The organism is Paenibacillus sp. FSL R10-2782 (assembly GCF_038592985.1).
Classification (GTDB): domain Bacteria; phylum Bacillota; class Bacilli; order Paenibacillales; family Paenibacillaceae; genus Paenibacillus; species Paenibacillus terrae_C.
This window is the reverse complement of sequence record NZ_CP151951.1, coordinates 1,213,381-1,233,122: the sequence shown is the minus strand read 5'-3', so window position 1 is coordinate 1,233,122 and position 19,742 is coordinate 1,213,381. Positions and strand designations below refer to the sequence as shown.

Annotated in this window: 22 protein-coding genes and 1 riboswitch; of the genes, 10 read left to right on the top strand and 12 right to left on the bottom strand. The window is 48.4% G+C overall.

Annotated elements, in window-relative coordinates; genetic code table 11:
- Positions 1 to 32: 32 nt before the first annotated feature.
- The 8 genes from NST83_RS05625 to NST83_RS05590 all read right to left on the bottom strand — a co-directional run bounded on the left by NST83_RS05625 (position 33) and on the right by NST83_RS05590 (position 6,518).
- A complete protein-coding gene (locus NST83_RS05625; RefSeq protein WP_342416901.1) occupies positions 33 to 1,853 on the bottom strand; it encodes a hypothetical protein in 1,821 nt (606 codons plus the stop codon).
- Positions 1,854 to 1,874: 21 nt separating this feature from the next.
- Complete coding sequence (locus NST83_RS05620; RefSeq protein ID WP_342416900.1) at positions 1,875 to 2,006, bottom strand: hypothetical protein; 132 nt, start codon at positions 2,004 to 2,006, stop codon at positions 1,875 to 1,877.
- Between the two features lie 23 nt (positions 2,007 to 2,029).
- Positions 2,030 to 2,464, bottom strand: coding sequence for a hypothetical protein (locus tag NST83_RS05615; protein ID WP_044645253.1), 435 nt, complete (start codon positions 2,462 to 2,464; stop codon positions 2,030 to 2,032).
- A 75-nt stretch (positions 2,465 to 2,539) separates the two neighbouring features.
- Positions 2,540 to 2,947 carry a phage tail tube protein gene (locus NST83_RS05610; protein WP_137061886.1) on the bottom strand — a complete coding sequence of 136 codons (408 nt, stop codon included), beginning with the start codon at positions 2,945 to 2,947 and terminating at the stop codon, positions 2,540 to 2,542.
- A gap of 63 nt (positions 2,948 to 3,010) precedes the next feature.
- Complete coding sequence (locus NST83_RS05605) at positions 3,011 to 4,477, bottom strand: phage tail sheath family protein (protein ID WP_342416899.1); 1,467 nt, start codon at positions 4,475 to 4,477, stop codon at positions 3,011 to 3,013.
- A 2-nt stretch (positions 4,478 to 4,479) separates the two neighbouring features.
- Complete coding sequence (locus NST83_RS05600; RefSeq protein WP_342416898.1) at positions 4,480 to 4,698, bottom strand: hypothetical protein; 219 nt, start codon at positions 4,696 to 4,698, stop codon at positions 4,480 to 4,482.
- Positions 4,699 to 4,708: 10 nt separating this feature from the next.
- Entirely contained in the window at positions 4,709 to 5,680 is a 972-nt protein-coding gene (locus NST83_RS05595; RefSeq protein WP_342416897.1) for a hypothetical protein, read from the bottom strand.
- Between the two features lie 361 nt (positions 5,681 to 6,041).
- On the bottom strand, positions 6,042 to 6,518 hold the full coding sequence (locus tag NST83_RS05590) for an ArpU family phage packaging/lysis transcriptional regulator (RefSeq protein WP_342416896.1): 477 nt from the start codon (positions 6,516 to 6,518) through the stop codon (positions 6,042 to 6,044).
- Between the two features lie 278 nt (positions 6,519 to 6,796).
- On the opposite strand from NST83_RS05590, the gene NST83_RS05585 reads away from it, so the two are divergent.
- From NST83_RS05585 to NST83_RS05570, 4 genes are all read left to right on the top strand, one after another.
- Entirely contained in the window at positions 6,797 to 7,267 is a 471-nt protein-coding gene (locus NST83_RS05585; protein ID WP_342416895.1) for a helix-turn-helix domain-containing protein, read from the top strand.
- An 11-nt stretch (positions 7,268 to 7,278) separates the two neighbouring features.
- Entirely contained in the window at positions 7,279 to 7,704 is a 426-nt protein-coding gene (locus tag NST83_RS05580) for an ImmA/IrrE family metallo-endopeptidase (protein WP_342416894.1), read from the top strand.
- A gap of 216 nt (positions 7,705 to 7,920) precedes the next feature.
- Positions 7,921 to 9,807 (top strand): 5'-nucleotidase C-terminal domain-containing protein, encoded by a 1,887-nt coding sequence (locus NST83_RS05575; RefSeq protein ID WP_342416893.1) that lies wholly within the window; start codon positions 7,921 to 7,923, stop codon positions 9,805 to 9,807.
- Between the two features lie 245 nt (positions 9,808 to 10,052).
- Positions 10,053 to 10,724 carry a 3'-5' exonuclease gene (locus NST83_RS05570; protein ID WP_342416892.1) on the top strand — a complete coding sequence of 224 codons (672 nt, stop codon included), beginning with the start codon at positions 10,053 to 10,055 and terminating at the stop codon, positions 10,722 to 10,724.
- A 43-nt stretch (positions 10,725 to 10,767) separates the two neighbouring features.
- On the opposite strand, the gene NST83_RS05565 is transcribed toward NST83_RS05570, so the two are convergent.
- The 3 genes from NST83_RS05565 to NST83_RS05555 all read right to left on the bottom strand — a co-directional run bounded on the left by NST83_RS05565 (position 10,768) and on the right by NST83_RS05555 (position 12,970).
- Positions 10,768 to 11,751, bottom strand: a complete 984-nt coding sequence (locus NST83_RS05565; protein WP_342416891.1) for a WYL domain-containing protein — start codon at positions 11,749 to 11,751, stop codon at positions 10,768 to 10,770.
- Positions 11,752 to 11,828: 77 nt separating this feature from the next.
- Positions 11,829 to 12,590, bottom strand: a complete 762-nt coding sequence (locus NST83_RS05560) for a hypothetical protein (protein WP_342416890.1) — start codon at positions 12,588 to 12,590, stop codon at positions 11,829 to 11,831.
- 224 nt (positions 12,591 to 12,814) lie between these two features.
- On the bottom strand, positions 12,815 to 12,970 hold the full coding sequence (locus tag NST83_RS05555; protein ID WP_342416889.1) for a hypothetical protein: 156 nt from the start codon (positions 12,968 to 12,970) through the stop codon (positions 12,815 to 12,817).
- A gap of 305 nt (positions 12,971 to 13,275) precedes the next feature.
- Between NST83_RS05555 and NST83_RS05550 the strand changes: the two genes are divergently transcribed.
- The 6 genes from NST83_RS05550 to queF all read left to right on the top strand — a co-directional run bounded on the left by NST83_RS05550 (position 13,276) and on the right by queF (position 17,655).
- A complete protein-coding gene (locus NST83_RS05550) occupies positions 13,276 to 13,716 on the top strand; it encodes a hypothetical protein (protein WP_342416888.1) in 441 nt (146 codons plus the stop codon).
- A 25-nt stretch (positions 13,717 to 13,741) separates the two neighbouring features.
- Positions 13,742 to 14,446, top strand: coding sequence for an AIM24 family protein (locus tag NST83_RS05545; protein WP_342416887.1), 705 nt, complete (start codon positions 13,742 to 13,744; stop codon positions 14,444 to 14,446).
- A gap of 70 nt (positions 14,447 to 14,516) precedes the next feature.
- A riboswitch (PreQ1 riboswitch) is annotated at positions 14,517 to 14,560 on the top strand.
- 133 nt (positions 14,561 to 14,693) lie between these two features.
- Positions 14,694 to 15,377, top strand: a complete 684-nt coding sequence (queC, locus tag NST83_RS05540) for a 7-cyano-7-deazaguanine synthase QueC (protein ID WP_342417882.1) — start codon at positions 14,694 to 14,696, stop codon at positions 15,375 to 15,377.
- On the top strand, positions 15,370 to 15,861 hold the full coding sequence (gene queD / locus NST83_RS05535; protein ID WP_342416886.1) for a 6-carboxytetrahydropterin synthase QueD: 492 nt from the start codon (positions 15,370 to 15,372) through the stop codon (positions 15,859 to 15,861). Before queC ends, queD begins: the two co-directional genes overlap by 8 nt.
- Positions 15,854 to 16,732 carry a 7-carboxy-7-deazaguanine synthase QueE gene (queE, locus tag NST83_RS05530; RefSeq protein ID WP_342416885.1) on the top strand — a complete coding sequence of 293 codons (879 nt, stop codon included), beginning with the start codon at positions 15,854 to 15,856 and terminating at the stop codon, positions 16,730 to 16,732. The genes queD and queE overlap by 8 nt, the downstream gene beginning before the upstream one ends.
- A gap of 425 nt (positions 16,733 to 17,157) precedes the next feature.
- The gene (queF, locus tag NST83_RS05525) at positions 17,158 to 17,655 is read left to right on the top strand and encodes a preQ(1) synthase (RefSeq protein WP_342416884.1); all 498 of its coding nucleotides are present in this window, start codon (positions 17,158 to 17,160) and stop codon (positions 17,653 to 17,655) included.
- 174 nt (positions 17,656 to 17,829) lie between these two features.
- Here the strand turns inward: queF and NST83_RS05520 are convergent, their stop codons facing one another.
- Positions 17,830 to 19,599 (bottom strand): phosphatase PAP2 family protein, encoded by a 1,770-nt coding sequence (locus NST83_RS05520; RefSeq protein ID WP_342416883.1) that lies wholly within the window; start codon positions 19,597 to 19,599, stop codon positions 17,830 to 17,832.
- Between the last annotated feature and the right edge of the window lie 143 nt (positions 19,600 to 19,742).

The window sequence follows — 19,742 nt, the reverse complement described above, 5'->3', positions numbered from 1 at the left end:
TCCTCCTTCCTCATTACTCCCATCCTACTGCATTACATAGCTCCTCCGCTCGCAGGCTTGATGTTCTGCGTCGCCCGCAGAATCTCGGCTTTGAGGCGGTAGCCAATTTGCGTAATAAGCCCCTCCACATCCAGCTTGTTTTCATGCACAGTTACCTGTACAGCCCCTGCTGGAAGATTGAACTGGTTCGTAGTTTCCGTCTTAAAATCCTTCAAAAATCCGGAGAGTGTTCCCATTTGTTCAGGGCTGATCTGTACTACTTGAGGAGTCGGGCTGCCATTGGCGTTACCTTTAGCTTTGGCTCCATTGTTCGCATGAGCCGCAGTATTCAATAGTGGATTAGGATTGACCCCTTGGTTAGCGATAGCCATCGGCCCGTAAGGATTGGCAGTGCCGTTTAAGGCTGACTGTGCAGGCCCATACATCACTTGAGAACCGGGTGGTAATCCCGGGAAGGGTCGCATAGGTGTTAATGGCTTAGTCATCGTTACAGGTGTAGTGGATTGAGGTGGCGTCGCAGGCTTGGGCACTTCGGCTGGCTTCGCTGGGGTTTTCTTAGGCTCATCTTTACCTCCAAAGGAGAAGAAGTTGGAAAAGCTTTTACCAAAATCTCCAGTCTTATCCGAGATCCAGCTTGTTACCTCGGATGCTTTTTCTCCGAGATATTTCCCTGCTGAAGTAGCCTTATCCATAATAGCTGGTCCATAGTCTGAGACTAATCCGCCTACTTTTCCACCGATAAAATCTCCCGCTATGCTTCCAAGTTGAGATCCAACCATAGTACCAATACCTGGAAGTATAAATGAGCCTATGGCTCCACCTATCGCAGTACCAGCGGTCCCACCTACAGTAGAACCAATAGCTTCTGCACGCTCTTTACCAGAGGTAGCCTGAGCGATATTCATAATGTCCATCCCGTAACTCAAAGGACCCATTAGCTTTTTCGCGCCACCTTTTAAAAGGTTTTTGAACAAGCCTGATCCTGCTTCCTCAGCTGCACCAGCAACGCTACTTGGTCTGATAATACTTGAGGCTGCATCTGCCGCAGCATTTGAACTTGCAGTGCTAGGTACTACACCAGCGGCTTCGCTTGGATTTATCATCCCCAAGCTTTTAGCCTGATCAAATAGTCCTTGTCCACCTTCCAATAAATCTGAAGCTCCTCCAAATTTTTCTAAAAATTCACCCCCAGATTTTCCTACATTAAGTGTCTTTTTAGCCAAATCTTTAAACTTTTCTGTTTTGGTAGTTCCCTGGAGCGGTCCCTTTAGGATACCAAAATCAGTTTTAAATTTTTTAAATGCTTCTGGAGCTTCAGATACGTTTTTTAATCCTTCACCAACTTTTTTAACATTACCAAAAAAATTTTGTACATTAGTTAAAAAACCCTTAGGTTCCTCTTCCTTCTTCTCACCGCCGAGCTTTAGAGAAGCTAAATTGCTACCTAAAGCTGCAATAGCAGTCGTGTTGGCGTTCACTGCAATAGTGTTCAATTGCACAGCAGTACCTAGCAAAACGATACTCGGATTGTTATCAGCCTTAATTGGATCTGCTTTGCCAGCACCACTATTAGCTGATGAGCTACCTTGAGAGACTGCCTTCACATTGACATTCCCCGAAGCGTTAATAATCTGGGATTTGACCCGGTTAATCTTGTTCAACAGATTATCCAGCCCTTTGGAGGCCATATCGTTCAGCACGATTTCCGGGGCCATGCGAGTGCGACCTATTTTCATAACACGCCCTTGAATCCGCTCAAAATAGCGTTCCATCGCGCGCAATTCACGGTTCGCTTTAATGACGTTTTTAGGATCAATTACGAGGTTCATACGGTAATTTAATGCTTCTGCCATATTTCATGTTCACCTCCTTGTTTATGCTTTTGAAGAAACCATACTGTCCATTTCCTGTTCAGCAAACGCCAACAGCAGCATGCGCTCGCCACGGGGAAACTGCCAAAAGTCTCCGGGACGGAGGTGGTGCCGAACCCACAAGTGGTACAGCATCGTCGTCATTCCCCCGGAGCCGATTAGTTTTTTAGGTCAGCAATTTCCACCCCAAAGCCGGACAGTTCCAGCACCTTGTCGCCTACGGCATCCAGCTCGCCTGCCAACAGCATACGACGGACAGATTGTTCGCCACCGGACAGCTTCAAACGGCTTGTAATCCGGGGATCGCCCCAGCCGCTAAGGGACAAGCCCTTCACTTCCAGCTTTCCGGTAGCTTCGGAAATCAACAACGCGTTGAACGTCTCGGTATCTACCTTTTCATCCACTGCACCCTTCACGGTACGGCGAATGGTACACCGTTCACGAATGCTGTCCACTTTGCTGGAGGTCAGGCCATGCAGCACAATTTTCATATCGAGGCGCTTGATACGCACCGTTTCCTCCGGCAATTTTTCAGCGGCTTCAAACAGGCTGTCCAAAATTTGTTCTTCTGTCATATTTTCATTCAAGCTCATAAGTCATTCTCCCTTATTATCAATTTGTTTTGGGGAACGGAACACCTTATGGCATCCCATCCCCCCGTATTCATATTAGTTCGCTACAATCGGATCAAGCAGCTCATAACCTTCGAAGGTGAAGGTCGTTTCTTCCTGTACTTCCTCACCTGCTGTCCAGTTGGCAAGCTGGATTTTGTCAGGAGTGCAACGGATAAGACGAATGCTCTCATGACCAAAGGCTTCTGGATCATCCAGTTTGGTAATAATCTCAAAACGAGTGAAACCACGACGAATCATATCGGACGTTACCTTGTAGCCACTCATCGTGCCCGTTCCTTTTTTAATACCGCGTTTGTGTACCTTCCAGTCATTGCCCACGAGATTCAGCTCGCGTTTTTCCATTTCCACACTGGCTTCCAGCTTATTGATATTCGTCTGCCATACCCCGTCCACATGCGCCTGACCATACGTACCTAAAATGACTCTTGAAGCATCCAACATTTATTTTTCCTCCTCAAAATGATCCATAATATAGTTTTGAATTTCTAATTTTCCGCAACCTTCTTATTGCACGTAAAATGTACCGAACAGTTGCTCCATCACGTCGGTCAGCTTCACGTTCCATTGCAGGAACACTTGGTCCGGCTCCGGTTTGATGACTGGCGCGTCACCATAGTAAGCCGGATCGAGAATGACATCGTAGCCATCGGCTTCGATCACGTTACTCAGCGACAGCTGTGCCAAATATTCTTTGATCGCACCGATGAGTGCCAGACGGCCTTCCACCGTGTTGTTGATTTTGCCAATGTAAGTCTCTTCGGCTGCACGCTGCAAGTCAGCGTTAATCGCATCCATAACGCGAATAGAGCGGATTTTCTTCCATGCATTATTTTGCCCGGCAGCCGGGTTCACCAAGCTGTTGATACCGCGCAGCGCTTTAACCTGACGACCGTCGAAGAACAGCAGGAAAACACCATTGCGGACTGCCTGCTCCTGCTCGGAGCGTGTCCAGCGGCGGGTTACATCCTCAAAAGGCGTCACCGCATATGTCGCGGATTGATTCAGACGTTGGCCTGCGATCAGTCCGGCTACATAAGCAGCCGTTTGAGCGGAGCTGTAGTCCGTACCTGCCAGACGTACGCCAGTACCGACGTTCACGATACCTTCATGGTTGAGTGCCAGGGAACGGGCAGAGGCCAGGCTGACAGCGGTTTTGGATACATCATCTGCCGCAGAACCACCGAACACGGCGATAACGCCCTTGCCTTCGCCCCGGACACGCTTGATCCACGCTGCAAAGCTTTGCAGCAAGGCCAGATCGGCTGCATAATCCAGCGCCAGCACGTTAAATTCCTGTCCTTCAAGCGCTTCCTGCATGGCGATATAATCGGCATTAACCAGCTTGCTATTACCGCTGTTGCCGCCCGTGAGATGTACGCCGCTGACATCCGCCGGAATGCCGCCATTGCCGACAACCTCGGCTTTCACCCATACATTTTCGCTGTTCTTGTTCAATGCTTCGGCAATCGAAGCAGCCGTACCGTCGCTGCCTTTATACGTACCCAGCAGTTTGGTGCCCTCATAGAGACGCACCTCACGGGCTTGCTCGTCACCCAAGGATGGCTGTACCGTTACGGCAAAGCCATTACCGCGGCTACCTGTGTACAAAGCCTGCAAGCGCAGCACATCGGTTGGTGCCTCACCGCCGCTTTTCAGCGTCACAGTTGCTTGAGCAGCCGTGTCATCTGCCAAACGGTAGGCCAACAGCTTTTTCGGTCCACCCAGCAGAGCCAGATACAGTGTAGAGTACGCTGTCGCACCATCCAGGCCGTCATTGGAAAAGATTTGGCTGATCGCCGTTTCGCTGCCAATCTCTACAAACTCACGTACAGGTCCCCAGTTGGCTTTAACCGGCACAACGACCGTACCGCGTGAACCACCTTGAATCGCTGAAGCTGCTGCTGCCTGAAAATTCATATACAAACCCGGCAATACCGGTTTATTCGTGTTTTCCCATGTTCCGCCTGCCATAATTAGTCCACCTTCGCTTTCATAAATTGTTCGATTTTAGTGTGTGCTTCTGCTACCGTGAACAGCTTGTCCTGTGTGCCAAAAAAGGCGCCTGCCAGCACTTCTTCCTTCACGGAAAACAATTGCTCCGCGTGCTCCTTAAGCTCCTCCAGCGTATAGCGGGGGCCGCTTGCTTCCTGCCCGGTAATGACCGGGGCCTTCTCGTTGTTGTCCATAGTCACTCGGACCACCTCATTTCAAAATAGGATGAATTTCCACTCTGCGGATTAACGCCGCTTCCTCAGCCGGACGCATACGCCGCTGTACCAGCGTCAGCCGAAGCTGACCGTCCAAAATCGCATCCGCCTGCAAATCTGCGGAAGCTTCCGCCGTGGACATATATCGGCCCTTCTCCTGATCCAGAGGAAGCTGAATTTGGGCGCCAAAGCCCTCGACCAGTGCGGTAGCCGCGCGGTTCTCTTCAGCAGTGTCGGGGGCAATAACGTGCCCAATGAACCGTTTGCGGAGCTCATACATGGAGGCTCCCGCCATCCTTGTCTCGCAACCGCTTAGCCGCCATAGCACCGCGTGCCGTCCCGGCTGTGCGGGCCATGCATCGGCGTACACTGACCACGCTGCGCCCAGTTGCTTCTGCGTCCAGCGGGTCAGCGCCGCCAGCCATTCATCCGGCTGTGCAACACCGTTTGCCGAAGCGACCGCCGGACTACCTTCCGTTTCAGGCACATACACGCCAAAGCGCAGCGTTCTGTAGGCCTTGCCCGTGACGGTATCCAGCTTTTCCGCATCCCGCACGCCCAAATAGTGCGTGGTAAATGCCGACGTGTCCCCGCCTTGACCTGTCACCGGCTCCCGGTGCAGACCGGCAATCAGGGCGTTCGCCCATACATCGGCCTGTGCCAGCCCGGCTTGTCCCGCGTACAGCTTGATGCGGACAACCTGCCGATATCCGGCCCAGGAAGATTTCCAGATTTCCTCACCCAGCGCCATAACGGCGTACGGCTCCTCTGCCGTCTGCGACGGTGGCTGAACATCGTATACGCGTCCTTGAAGCGCTGGAACAATGTCAATGAGCTTTTGTTTAAAGGCTTGTCTCATCCTGCGGCATGCCACCTTTGCGCATCCTGCACTCGCATGTTGTGGCTGCTTACCCAAGCTTTTTTCCACTTCCGGTTTCTCATCCGGCGCAGCCTCAACCTCATGCATTGCAGCATCCATTGCTTAGGCAACACGACTCCTCCTTTCTGTAAAACCATTCCCGGGAATCGACAGGGACAACAACCGCATGAAAAAACCGGCCCTGATGGCCGGCTAGCTTTTGACTGTGTGTGTCTTCGGTATGTCCTCTTGTCTTGATTCCCGATGATATAATCTTACACCCTTATAACGAATGCGTTGCCGGGGAAATGGACGATAAAAGCAGAGACTAGGGATGAAGTCGGGCGGTATTTCGAGAACAAGTGTTCCTATAATTAAAAAAGGCCTTAATCCCCGCTATTGCAGGAAATCAAAGCCTTTTAAGAAGCGATATTAAATTAAACATGCGAACGAATGGATAATTATTACACTATCCCGGTATCCGTTCCGCTCCCTTCTGTAAACCCGCCAGATTCAAAACACCTTGATCCGCCAGTGCAAGCGCCATTTTGTAAAAAGCACGCGTGCGCAGCTTCGTATATGTATCCTTGCTTACCGGCGGGTCGAGCACATAATTGTAAACCTTGTAGTCGAACACATCGTCATCCTTTAAGTAACGCTCACGGACGAGCAGCTGTTCGCGTTCATTCAAGCGGCCGACTACGGCATCCACCATTCCGCAATAAGCCAGGCGAGCCGCAGGAGCATCTACATTATATACGGCTGTCCGTGCTGTTGGATCACTGGTCACATTCGTCGGGCCGTTCGGGCGATCCGTATAGCCGGCTGTGATAAAACTTTCCCGGTCCATAAAGGTAATGGTTTTATAAATCCGATATTTTTCAAATACCCCCTCCAGTGCGTTCTGCGTTTTGCGTCTGTCCAACTCGGGTAGGTTATTTTTCATGTAAAGCAACACTCCTTATCTTATGCCTTTTGACAATGATGTATTTTTTAAATCTTACAACCCTTACGTTTACAATTTGTTCCCCTTTTGTTCGTATTATAAGTATAACATAGCATTATTTAGGATAGCTATCCATCGGCAAAAAAAGCGATATAGCTTCAAAAACAGCAAATTCGCTTTATTTCCCTATACCTTTTGGCATATTACGTGCTTTTACTATTTACCTAATGGTATAATGGAACTAATCTTTTATTCTGTTGCAGAAGGGGGCCGCCATTGTGGAACAACCAGCATTTGGAACATACTTAAAGCAGCAGCGTGAGCACAAGCAATGGAGCATTAACCAATTGGCAGAAGCGGCTGGCATCAGCAATTCACAAATTTCCCGCATTGAAAACGGGCTGCGTGGAGTACCCAAACCCTCTACTCTCCGCAAAATAGCGGACGCGCTCGGCGTATCGTATACCGAGATGATGAAGAACGCCGGATATTGGGGAGACGATGATTCCGTAGAGCAACATTCACACGACTCCTATCGTTCCAGCGTACCAGAATGGGCTACTTCCCAGGACCGCCGGGATTTTAAAAAAATGCTGGAGGAAGACGGCGAATTGATGTTCGACGGCATTCCACTGGATAAAGAAGATCGTCAACGGATCAAGGATGTGCTGACAGGTCTGTTCTGGGAAGCCAAACAGATGAACAAGCATAAACCTAAGTCGCCCCCAGCGGGCAATGATCAGGAATAGCAGGTGAGCGCATGAACAAACTCATTCACAAACTCGTCCGAAAATACCGTACGAACTCCCCCTTCTATATTGCGGAAGCTCTGGGCATCCATATCCGTTACTGCGATCTGGGCCCCACAACCAAAGGGCTGTATTACCGCAAGCTGCGCAGAAGATTCATCGTCATCCACAACGAGCTTACACCGGAATGGAAACGATTCGTCTGTGCGCATGAATTGGGGCATGACCGACTTCATAAAGGCGTCAGCCGCTTTTTTATGGAGGAGCATTCCTACTTTTTTCCCGGCAAATTTGAAATGCAAGCCAATCGGTTCGCTGTGCTTTTACTCAGTGAAGGACAACCACCGCTTACCGACGAAACGCAGGAGCACTATTTATCCCGGATCGGTCTGCCCAAGGAGGCTGCCCTTTTTTTTGACCCTAAAACAGAACGTTAGTTCTTGTATCTAATTGTCGTTTATTCATTCCTCTTCAATATAGGTAATTTGGCGAGGGCTTTAACAACCGATATGCGAGGATTTTGCAAAGTCCTGATACAAAAAAATTTCAGTGCTCTTATATAAAATAGAAGTTATTTTTACAATCTTCTGATAAAATGTGGACGTAAGCGGTTTCTCTAATTCATTCATTTTATAGGAGGTTGAAAGAACAACATGAACTCATGGAAAAAACTCTCGTCCATCTTGACGACCGCCGCGCTTCTGCTCGGATGTCTTGGCACAGCAGCAGCGGACCCGGCAGCCAGTACGGGAACAGCGGGAACTGCAACTCCTCCCGTCAGCGGGAAACACATCACCATCCTACATACGAACGATACTCATTCCCACGTGGTGGCGAACGACAAGGAAATGGGCTTCGCCAAGCTGGCAGGCATCATTGACCAGTACCGCGCTTCCAATCCTAATACACTATTGTTGGATGACGGAGATACGGTTCATGGAACGACCTTCGCTACCTTGGTCAGCGGCGAGAGCATCGTGAAAGTCATTAACAAGCTTCGCTATGATGCGATGGTACCAGGCAACCATGAGTTTAATTACGGCTGGAAGCATCTTGTGAAGCTGAGTAAGGAAATTCAATTCCCGGTACTCAGCGCCAATATTAAGCAAACAGATGGAACACGTTTGTTCCAGCCTTATGTCATTAAAGAAGTCGATGGCGTTAAAATCGGCATTATCGGCCTGACCACACCCGAAACGGCATACAAAACAAATCCTAAAAATGTCGAGGGCATTCAATTCACCGATCCCGTGGCTGAAGCCAAAGCGGCTGTAGATGAAATCCGCAGTAAAGTGGACGTTGTTGTGGTCCTCGGTCATCTGGGACAAGATGCATCCAGCAAAGACACCAGCCTTAAGGTCGTCAAGGAAGTGCCCGGCATTGATATTTTCATTGATGGACACAGCCATACGGTGCTGGAAAAAGGCTTGGTTGGTGACAATGGTACACTGATCGCAAGCGCGGGTGAATATACGAAGTATCTGGGCGTTGTTGATTTATGGGTTGACGGCGGTAAGGTTACGCAAAAGCAAGCCAAGCTGATTGATTCGACGCAAGCAGCCGACATTCAGCCAAATGCTGAGATTACTTCATTGATCGCTTCCATTCAGAAGGAACAGGAGCCTATTCTCAAAGAAGTTGTAGCACAAACGAGTGTGGACCTGGAAGGAGCGCGTGAAAAGGTACGTGCAGGTGAAACAAACCTCGGCGACCTGCTCACCGATGCCATGCGTGATATTTCGGGGGCAGATGTGGCCCTGACCAACGGCGGCGGCATTCGGGCGTCCATCAAGACTGGAACGGTAACCAAGGGAGACATCATCACTGTGCTGCCCTTCGGCAACCAGATTGTTACCCTGAAAGTGAAAGGCTCCGACATTCAGGCAGCACTTGAAAATGGCACAGCCTCCTATCCAGAGCCAAGCGGCGGTTTTCCGCAAGTATCAGGGATCTCGTTTAAAATAGATACCTCGGCAGCCAAGGGTAGTCGCGTCCACTCCATTCTGATTGGCGGAAAAACGCTTGATCCTGATGCCACGTACACATTGGCAACCAATGACTTTACAGCTGTAGGCGGAGATCAGTATACAATGTTCGCCAAATATCCGCAGGCAGGTATGTTCGGATCGCTTGACGAGGCGCTGATTCGCTATATGCAAAAGGTTGGCTCCGCCAGCCTGCAAGTACAAGCAGACGGCCGCATTCAAGAAGCCAAAGCAGACGGCAAGGCTTCCGTTCCTACCGTGCAGCCTGTACCATCTGCTCCAGCCACAACACCGGCACCCGTGCAGGAAAAACCGCAAGTGGTCTCTACCCCGTCTGCGAAACCTGCACCAGCCAAAGCTCCAACAGCGAAGCCACAGCAGACACTGGCTTCTGCACAAGCTACAAATAGCCATGTGTATATTGTAAAGTCCGGGGATACACTGTATGACATTTCCCGTCAATATGGGTTCACCTGGCAACAGCTTCAAAAGCTGAACAAGCTGAAAAATCCTCACCGCATTTATCCGGGACAAAAGCTTGACCTCCCGGCCTAATTCAATAAGCTTGCAAAGGCAGCGTCCGGAATCTCAATGGTTTCGGACGCTGCTGTATGTCAGAAGGTTGTTTTTATGCGATAGTCCAAACTCATTTGGACATCGCATATTTTTTTTCAAAAGCAAGCCTTTTAGACGCTGACAAGATGTGAACCGGGAGGTATGATGGAGAAGAGCCATTCGAGCAAAAAACATCCATCCCGTTCTCTAGCGGGATCAGTTATAGGTGTGGAAGGAGCACAAAAATGCAATATATTATTTATGATCTTGAGTTTACCGTTAGCCGTAACGCCAGATATTCCTCCGAGATCATTGATATCGGTGCCGTCAAAGTCATGAAGGGAGACGATGGCTTATACGTTGCGGACACGTTTCACAGCTTTGTCAGACCCTCAAATCGGCCTGTGCTGTCTACAGATACCGTGCAGTTTACCGGTATAACTCAACGGGACATTGATGCAGCCCCGCTCTTCCCTGAAGCCGTGAAGCAATTTATCACATGGCTCGGAACGGACTCTCCCTATTACTTATGTGCTTGGGGGCCAGATGACCGTCAGAAGCTGGTATCCCATTGTCGCACCCACCATGTGGACCTCCATTGGATTCATAATACGAATGATATACAAAAACAAATCTCCCGTTTGTTCGGTTCCAGCGGCAAGTACCGTCAGCTAAGCCTGTCTCAGGCGCTGGAGCTGTGCAACATTGACTTTGATGGTCAGCAGCACCGGGCGCTGGACGACGCACTGAATACCGCTCAGGTTTTCATGCACCATTTTGATCGTATCACATTATCCAATAACGCTTCTGACGATGAGGAAAGCCGGGGCTCGAAGCTTGTATACTCCTCACCGGAAGAAGAACAGGAACAGTATAGCCCATTTGGCAATCTCGCCAACCTGTTTAAGGACCGTTAGGAGGATCGCACCCCGGCCCGTTCAGGGGGATCTATCCCCCTTATCATTCATGATTCCCTGCCCTTTTATCGGAATAAAACGCCCCCCAGTTTCGCAGCATTTCCTGCATTCGCTTGCGGTATCGCAAAGGCTCCAAAATTTCCGCCTCCGCTCCATATTGAGTGAGCCAGTCCAGAAATTCACCTTCATGATTCACCGTTACCTCAAACAATAGACTTCCATCTGGCAAATCCTTGAGAAGAGGCTTGATGAACAACTCCTCTTCTTTGACCCGATATACAGATTCGGCAGAAAACCTCACCACAAACCGGATATTCTGGTTCCCCTTGGTAACTGACCAGGTCCCCTTAAAAAACATTTCCATTTCAGAAGTATTCTTCTGAAACGTATACGGCAAGATCCTCATATTTCGAAAGCGGCTGATCCGAAAGGTTCTCATGGCGGCTTGCTTGTGACAAAAACCAAGCATATAAAAACGCCGATCCTGAGGAACCAGACAATAAGGATCAATCTGAACCAATGATACATCTTCATTCTGAGGCGAACTATATTCCGCTTCAATAGTCTGCTGCGTAAGACTTGCCAAAACAATCAGCCTGAGCAGATAAGGCTGGTTTTCCCGCTCAAGTGTCGAGCCGAGCCGGACGATATTTTTCATTTCCTGCGCGAAGCTTGTCTGGTCCATCTTTTTTTTCTGACTGGAGGCCATCACTTTCTCATAAGCACTTTCAAAAGCTGGTGGTAAAAGAGGTTTAACCGTTTCCATGACTTCCCCCAGCTTGGCAAAAGCCTGTGCCTCTTCTTCCGTCCAATTGAGAGGATACAGGGCGAAGTTACTAATAAATATGTATCCTTTGCCATGCCCCATATTGGCTATCGGAATATGCATAGCGCTTAGAGCCTCCATATCTCGGTAAATGGTGCGTTCTGATGTTTCACAACGTTCGGCAAGCTCTCTTGCCAATATTCCCGGATTTGCCTGAACAATAGTAATAATCCGCATTAACCGTATCAACCGATCAGTCAAGGAAGTCTCTCCTTTACAAAAAGATAGTAAAATAGACTCACTATATTACATAAATAAACTAGCATAATTTCCTACTTTTAAATATTAATTTCGGTAAAGCGAACATCTTCTATAGATATTTCCTTATCAGTAGAGTCTTTAGAACTACATGCTTTAAATAATCCAAAAGTCCCATTCCATTTATTGCGTATGGAAAAAAGTAATTCGGCTTCCTCCAGATACTCCATGTCTCCTGTTCTCGCCGCCTGTATAAGCAGTCCATCTGCTTGTCTGGTAAGCAGAAACGCCCCTCGCTCATGTTCCCCCTTCTCGTATATACGCAATGCTTTCTTCACAATTGGAGCCGTCTCATTCAGCTTTATGTATTTTGCCACCTTTGAGTTGGATGGAATGCTCAGCAGCCCAAGATGATGTGTGTAATGGATATAGAGCTGGTCCGTTCGAATCAGCGTCCGTTTTTCCTGATTAGTCTTACGCCAGCTCCACTCCATCATTCCAATGGTATGTCTTCCGGAAGAGTGGGACGGTATAGAAAATGACAAAATAGCCTGCTTATACTTCCCCCTTCGCGTATCACCACAGTGAACAAGCATAAATTCTCCGTCTTCCGAGCGACTAAAGCTGAGCCTGGCCCCATCTACTTTCAATAGGTTTACTCCACTCTCTGGAATGAACCGAAGCTGCAGGTCACATCCAACTGTTTTCGGCATTAAAGTCCCTTTTCTTTTACGTATAGCCCCATGGCCCCATTCTATCAGCAGATTTACTTGTTCGGACCCATTCGCAGATATAGACTCTTTATCCCATGTGTACGTTACATTAACCATTGACTTCAACACTGGTAAATTCCCCCTAAAAAGAACATGTAACTCTAAATTAACAGTGTTATCTGACACTATATTGTCAGGGAACATATGTTCGTTACCGAAAATTATACAGGTAATCTGTAGGAAGAGGGGCGTATATCAATAAATAACATTTTAGCCCAATAAAATTGCATAATTACGCAAAAAACAGCCCGGCATAAGCCGGGCTGCATTATAGTCTCTCTTCATATATAAAGCTAGGAAATTGTAGTTTCTGCCAAAGAAACATTCGCTTTTGTGCAAATATCGGAAACAGGCGCAAATGTTATGCTGTCCACCACCAGTTCCTTCGACAAAGGCTTTCCGTTTACCGTTATTTTTAACGTTTTATAGGTTTGTTCTTTTTCGTTCATCGTTCATTTTCCCTTCTATATTTCTTGCTTAATATATTTTTACTCATTTCTGTCCTTCATCAAATAGGGTTGGCTCTTGTACATGCTCGCCAGAAAATTACGGAATCTTGCTGCTTCCTTGATATACCCGTTTTGAGGTACACTTAAACTAGAATATCGACTTTTTTTGTAAATATTTCTCCCGGATTTGTCATCCTGTTATTCTAAACTTTGAACCCTAATCATTACACTATACGTAACCAATAAGATATGGGTAATTATGCTTATCATTTAACATCTTGGTGCATCAGAAGGAGGAATATCTCTTGGTACGACAAATTTCTCGCTTTGCTTTCTGCCGTCGTGTCGCCTGCACTGCTGTAGCGCTTATGTTTATGTTTGGCGGAACCGGAGTTCCGGGAGCGCATGCCGCCTACTGGGATGATGTATACCAGGGCTTTGAGCAATTTTCCAGGCTGCCTGGCGATGTATATCAGCTCAAGGAAAGCTATAAGCAAACGCAGGAAGAGCTGCAAAAGGCCCATAGCAGCATTGAGGCTTATCAGGAGCAAAACGCTCAACTATTAGAGCAAAATCGCAAGCTGACCGACACCGTTACCGAGCTGAAAAATCTTCAGGTTCAGCGCGATCAGGCTTCACACCGTAACAAGATGCTGATCCTCACAGCCGTCATTCTGCTGGCTGGTTATTTTATCGGTATCCGCCTGCTGCGATACGGGATGCGTCGACGTTCAGGAAGATACTAGCTCTCTGAAAGGATGAAAGGTCAGAATGGACATACAAGCAGGACAACACCATGATGAAAGCGTTGGTTCGGTCGTAACGCTTGATCTGGCGGAGGGCGAAAAGCTGCATGTTCTTCACCCGCAGCAAATCATCGCTTACCGTGGCCCCAGCTCAGGCCGCAGTGACAAGCTGATGAATATCAAAGGCATGTACCGCAAGCACAAGCTGATTCAGGCCGATTTTACAGGGACTTGTCGTCTGATTGCCGCGCTTCCTCCCGGCTTCAGTCTAAAAATGATTGAGCTGGAAGGAGGCGATGATCTGCTATACGATTTTCGCAACCTGTTCTGGTACAGCTCCGGTATCCATATGCGTACCAAGCTACTGAGCATGAAAAACATGTTGTTCAGTCGGGACGTCATTAAAATGAAATTCGATGGCATCGGTCAGATCGGTCTATTGACTCAGGGACTGGTATGCCAGGAACAGCTTCATCCAACAGAGCCGATGTATGTCGATGCAAGCAGCGTCATTGCCTATCCCGAAAACGCCAAGCTAGAGCTGACGGTGTACGGCAACCATCTGGCCAGTCAGCATATGAATTATCATTTTAAAATGACCGGACACGGTACTGTGCTTTTTCATGCGGGTGAGCATCATCGACGACTCCAGCAGGATATGAACGACGATGGCGTGATCAAACGCTTTTTAAGGGAAGTCATTCCATTTGGAGGAGTGTTTATCAAATAGCTCTGCCATGCTATAATGAAGGCGTCTGTCCTCTGGCAGACATCAAATGAAGAAAGTCCATGCTCCATGCATGGGAGAGGTTCGCGAACTCCCTCTATAAAAAACTAACGATGCTTTGTCCTCCGCATGAAAAAATAATCGCGGGGCAAGGCCTGTTTTTTGTTGAAGTCGGTTCAAGAACTCTCCTTCTTCCAAGTGACAAGACCCTGTGTCTTACACCATTCCAAGAAGATCGAGAGGTTTTTTTATGTTTACCAACGAAAAAGCAGTCGTCGTATTCAGCGGCGGCCAAGACAGCACGACCTGTTTATTTTGGGCGAAAAAACATTTTGCCGAAGTAGAAACGGTGACGTTCGATTACGGTCAACGCCACAAGCAGGAAATCGAAGTAGCGGCCGGGATTGCCCACGAGCTGGGTGTTCCGCAATCGGTACTGGATATGAGCCTGCTCAATCAATTAGCCCCCAATGCCCTCACACGCACCGACATTGACATTACTCAGCAGGAAGGTGAGCTGCCCAGCACCTTTGTAGACGGCCGCAATCTGCTGTTCCTCAGCTTCGCAGCCGTGCTCGCCAAGCAAAAAGGAGCCCGTCACATCATCACAGGCGTCTGCGAGACGGATTTTAGCGGCTACCCCGATTGCCGGGATTCTTTTATCAAATCGCTGAATGTTACTTTAAATCTTTCCATGGACTATCCCTTTGTCATTCATACCCCGCTCATGTGGTTGAATAAGGCCGAAACCTGGCAAATGGCCGATGAGCTGGAAGCCTTTGAGTTTGTGAGAACCCGTACACTAACATGCTATAACGGCGTCATTGGCGACGGCTGTGGCGAATGCCCTGCCTGCAAACTGCGCCGCGCCGGGCTGGAACAGTATCTGGCTGTACGCGGAGTTTCGTCGCAAGGGGTTGAAGGCCATGCGTGAGCCGGGCCCCTTTCGTATCGTCGACAAGCTCCAGCAGTTCGGGACGGACATTGAACGCTCCCAGCTGCGTTATCATCGCAAACGTGTACTGGTCAGCAAGCAATTTACGTTCGATGCAGCACACCATTTGCACTGCTACGAAGGCAAATGCAAAAATCTGCACGGACATACTTATATCGTCGTATTCGGCATTAGCGGTACACCGGGTGAAACCGGTCTGACCCTTGATTTTGGTGATATCAAAACGATCTGGAAGGAGCGGATTGAGCCTTATCTGGATCACCGCTATCTGAATGAGACGCTGCCCCCCATGAATACAACGGCGGAAAATATGGTCGTCTGGATCTTCGAACAAATGGAATCCGCCCTGACCTCAGAAGCCTACCGCAATCGTGTGGAAGGCGGACGCACTGAATTTGTCCGGCTGTTCGAAACACCTACCAGCTATGCCGAATTCCGACGGGAGTGGATGCTGGATGAGTAATACTACGACGACTCAACAAACAGCCACACCTTCCCGGGACCCAAAAACAGCCCCGATCCCTGTACTGGAGGTGTTTGGTCCTACCGTTCAGGGCGAAGGCATGGTCATTGGGCGCAAAACGATGTTTGTACGTACCGCTGGCTGCGATTACCACTGCTCATGGTGCGATTCCGCCTTTACCTGGGACGGCAGCGCCAAGGAACAGATCCGTCGTCTCAGCGCAACAGACATTTGGCAGGAGCTTCAGGCCATCGGTGGCACACGGTTTTCACATGTGACCCTATCTGGGGGCAACCCGGCCCTGTTGCCGCAGCTTGGAGAGCTAATCACGCTGCTGCGCAGCCAAGGCATTGCCACCGCTGTCGAAACACAAGGCTCCCGCTGGCAGGAATGGCTGTATGATATCGACGAGGTAACCCTGTCGCCCAAGCCGCCCAGCTCTGGTATGTCGACCAATTGGGACGTGCTGGATGACATCGTAGCCCGCCTGTCAAATCGGAAGATTACTGACTGGAAGGCGGCTGGAGAGTCCTGGTCTGCGGCACACGTCTCAACCGCAGCATGCACAGAGCAAGCCGCTAATGAGTCAGCGAGATTCTACCATGGAGCATGCAGCTTGAAGGTCGTCATATTCGATGACATTGATCTCACATATGCACGCACCGTTCACGAGCGCTATCCACATGTACCGCTGTTCCTCCAGACTGGCAACCCGGATGTGAACACGGAGAACACGGAACAGATTGCGGAATCCCTATTGCAGCGTTATGAATGGCTTATTGACCGTGTCATGGACGATTCACGTCTGAACGACGTAAGAGTGCTCCCGCAGCTCCACACCCTCGTATGGGGCAACAAACGCGGCGTATAGCACATCAATGTAATATATTCCATATGAGCTGTATGTGATACAAAAGTTACACCCAATTCGTTGAAATATACTTTCGACATCCAAAGTTATAAAACAAGAGAAACCCTCGTCCGTGAGAACGGGGTTTCTCAAAGTGGCGCTACTTAATAAAGGAGCGAGCTTTATTCACTTCTGTCCAACCTCATGTAAACGAGTAGGGACTTTAGGGTGGTAACGGCGGTCGGCAGCGGAGCGGAGGATTTGAAGCTGGAGAAGCGCCAGCGTTCGCCTTTGAAATGGGATTCTAACCTATACATCTTTCACATGATCAGAAAGAATCCCATTTCAACAGCGATCGGAAGCTCAAATCCTTCGCGGAGCGACCTCCCCATTCACCATAACTCCCATCTCGTTTACCAAACTAAACTTAAGGAGCCTTATCCAATATGACCGGAAGAACACCCGAAGAAATGACCGATGTTACCCTGCTTGGCAATCAAGGCACACAATACACCTTTGCCTATGATCCCACCATTCTGGAAAGCTTTGATAATAAACATCCGTACCGTGACTATTTTGTAAAATTCAATTGCCCGGAGTTCACCAGCCTGTGCCCGATTACAGGACAGCCGGATTTTGCCACTATCTACATCAGCTACATTCCCGATATCAAAATGGTCGAAAGCAAATCCCTTAAGCTGTACCTGTTCAGCTTCCGCAACCACGGCGATTTCCATGAAGACTGCGTTAACATCATGATGAATGACCTGATCAAGCTGATGGACCCGCGTTATATCGAAGTGTGGGGCAAGTTTACGCCGCGCGGTGGCATCTCCATTGATCCATACACAAACTACGGCAAACCGGGAACCAAATATGAGCAAATGGCAGAACATCGCATGATGAATCATGATATGTACCCGGAGACTGTAGATAACCGTTAACATTTCAGAAATTTCACTACCAATGATTTGCTATTGTAAAGATACTTAAAACCTAATATCCACATCATTAAACAACAAAGTGCACCCTTAGAATTGACATGGGAATAACCCTTCCGTTATCCGATGAATTCTAAAGGTGCACTTCAATTGTTATATACCTAGTTTGTTACTTTGTTACTTTGTAACTTTTAACTGAATACTGTCAGCTTTATAGACAACCTTCACTTTGTACTTGCTTGGCAATCCTGTGGTTTCAATGGAAGTAAATGCTCCATTTCGTTTACCATAAGTCATGATCGTGGCACCGTTAGCTGGTACATATTTGTTTGAAAAATTCAGACGCAATTTCCCATTGGGTATTGCAGTGCCTTTAATTTTGAGCAAATCATTTTTACTCTGAAGGTTGAGCTCCAGTGTGCCCTTGGCAGATTGTTTGTAATTACCGCCAATGATCAGCCTTCCAGCAACATTCTCAGTGAGCGTACCCCCGTTGTTCGTCACATCACCATTTCCGAAAGCCGTCTCTGAATTCCCTTCAAGTCTGCCTTGGTCGATCTGTGTACCACCGGAATACGTATTGTTGCCCAGCAGCTTCAACGTACCTGTACCCTTTTTGGTCAGCTTTCCAACGCCGGAGATATTGTTGCGCCAGCGATCCAAAGCATTGAAACCGCCTTTGGAAGCGTCCATGGTCACGGTAACGTTATTGGCAAAAGCCCCATAACCATCTGCGGCGGAAAAGAGATTAAGTCGTCCCCATCCCTCAGCATCATCCAGTACGGGATAGCCGGAGGGAAGACCTGTAGTAGCTAAAACCCAGCGGCGTTGTGTGCTGTCCAGGTAAGGCAGACGTGTTTCCAGCAGCACCTCAGCTCCCTTAGGCACCGTCATTGCAGTCGTGGTCGGGTTCATTGGACTAAATCCGTAGGTCAATCGTTCAGTATAGCTTTTTTTATTGGCAGAGTAATTGCTGAACCGATCCGGGGCAGTCCCCTTTTGCGTTAACAATGTACTGTGGGCATCCTGATAAGCTGCTTTCTTTAAATTGCTATTGGCCGGATCAGACAGGATGGCAGCCGCTGTCGCAGTTGCCATGACGCGCCCTCCCATAACATCAAATGGCGAATGCATACCGGCAACAATACGGTTGTTGCCCAGTTCAGATGCTCGTGTCAGCAGTTCCTGGTAACGCTCTGGTACGGCATAGGCCATAGCAATAGCGCTAAGATACGCGGCATTGGTATGACCGCTAGGAAAACCGCCATCCTTGCTTGGATCAGAATTTTGAGCAGGAAGCAACGTCGGAACCACGACTGAATTATTGCTCCAACGAAACGGACGAGGATAGCTAAAATAAGCCTTGGCCGAGCTCGTCGAAGAGTAATCACCACGCATGGTATTGACCAAATTCACGATATTGCCTAGAGCGGAACTCGTACTGCCTGCATTGGTTCCGGCATCTTCATATTTTTTAGTCAGTGCATCTGCTGGAATGTCGTTGATCGTGGTAGTTGCCCCTGCATTCTTTCGATATACATCGGTAAGCGAACCCAGACCGTCGATCACACTGTAGCTCTGATTTCTGCGATCATCCAAATAAGCCGCATCTGCCTCACTGGAAGTACGGCGAGCAGCAATATCAATAACTTTTTGAATATTGGCATCCAGTACGCTACTGTTCAGCTTGGTACCTGTATCCCAGGTAGTGCCTGGAGTCCAAAGCTTATTAAATCCGGAAAGCAACCCGAGTGTCGGATTTGAACTTTCCGTCTTATGATCAGAATTATTATTTTTATAATGATCTACGAAATATCCCCAAGACGGCTCTGGCGCAGTTACCGTTGTTGGTAGAGTTGCCGCACTCGCATAACTTCCACCCAGGGAACCTATAAGCAAGGGTACAGATAATAAAGCAACTGATAATGGTTTCCTTAACAATTTCATTCTCAAATCATATCCTCTCTTGTGCTCATCATGCGTTCTCTACAAAGCTATTACCTATACAACAGGTTGTATGATATAAAGAATCATATCTTAAGTTTGTTAAATGAAGCGCCTGGTTTTGTTAAAAGAAAAAAAGGCACCCC

Coding starts and splice junctions, on each gene's coding strand:
- NST83_RS05625 (WP_342416901.1), bottom strand. CDS start 1,853: ATGGCAGAAGCATTAAATTACCGTATGAACCTCGTAATTGATCCTAAA.
- NST83_RS05620 (WP_342416900.1), bottom strand. CDS start 2,006: ATGCTGTACCACTTGTGGGTTCGGCACCACCTCCGTCCCGGAGACTTT.
- NST83_RS05615 (WP_044645253.1), bottom strand. CDS start 2,464: ATGAGCTTGAATGAAAATATGACAGAAGAACAAATTTTGGACAGCCTG.
- NST83_RS05610 (WP_137061886.1), bottom strand. CDS start 2,947: ATGTTGGATGCTTCAAGAGTCATTTTAGGTACGTATGGTCAGGCGCAT.
- NST83_RS05605 (WP_342416899.1), bottom strand. CDS start 4,477: ATGGCAGGCGGAACATGGGAAAACACGAATAAACCGGTATTGCCGGGT.
- NST83_RS05595 (WP_342416897.1), bottom strand. CDS start 5,680: ATGCATGAGGTTGAGGCTGCGCCGGATGAGAAACCGGAAGTGGAAAAA.
- NST83_RS05590 (WP_342416896.1), bottom strand. CDS start 6,518: ATGAAAAATAACCTACCCGAGTTGGACAGACGCAAAACGCAGAACGCA.
- NST83_RS05580 (WP_342416894.1), top strand. CDS start 7,279: ATGAACAAACTCATTCACAAACTCGTCCGAAAATACCGTACGAACTCC.
- NST83_RS05575 (WP_342416893.1), top strand. CDS start 7,921: ATGAACTCATGGAAAAAACTCTCGTCCATCTTGACGACCGCCGCGCTT.
- NST83_RS05570 (WP_342416892.1), top strand. CDS start 10,053: ATGCAATATATTATTTATGATCTTGAGTTTACCGTTAGCCGTAACGCC.
- NST83_RS05555 (WP_342416889.1), bottom strand. CDS start 12,970: ATGAACGAAAAAGAACAAACCTATAAAACGTTAAAAATAACGGTAAAC.
- NST83_RS05545 (WP_342416887.1), top strand. CDS start 13,742: ATGGACATACAAGCAGGACAACACCATGATGAAAGCGTTGGTTCGGTC.
- queC (WP_342417882.1), top strand. CDS start 14,694: ATGTTTACCAACGAAAAAGCAGTCGTCGTATTCAGCGGCGGCCAAGAC.
- queD (WP_342416886.1), top strand. CDS start 15,370: ATGCGTGAGCCGGGCCCCTTTCGTATCGTCGACAAGCTCCAGCAGTTC.
- queE (WP_342416885.1), top strand. CDS start 15,854: ATGAGTAATACTACGACGACTCAACAAACAGCCACACCTTCCCGGGAC.
- queF (WP_342416884.1), top strand. CDS start 17,158: ATGACCGGAAGAACACCCGAAGAAATGACCGATGTTACCCTGCTTGGC.
- NST83_RS05520 (WP_342416883.1), bottom strand. CDS start 19,599: ATGAAATTGTTAAGGAAACCATTATCAGTTGCTTTATTATCTGTACCC.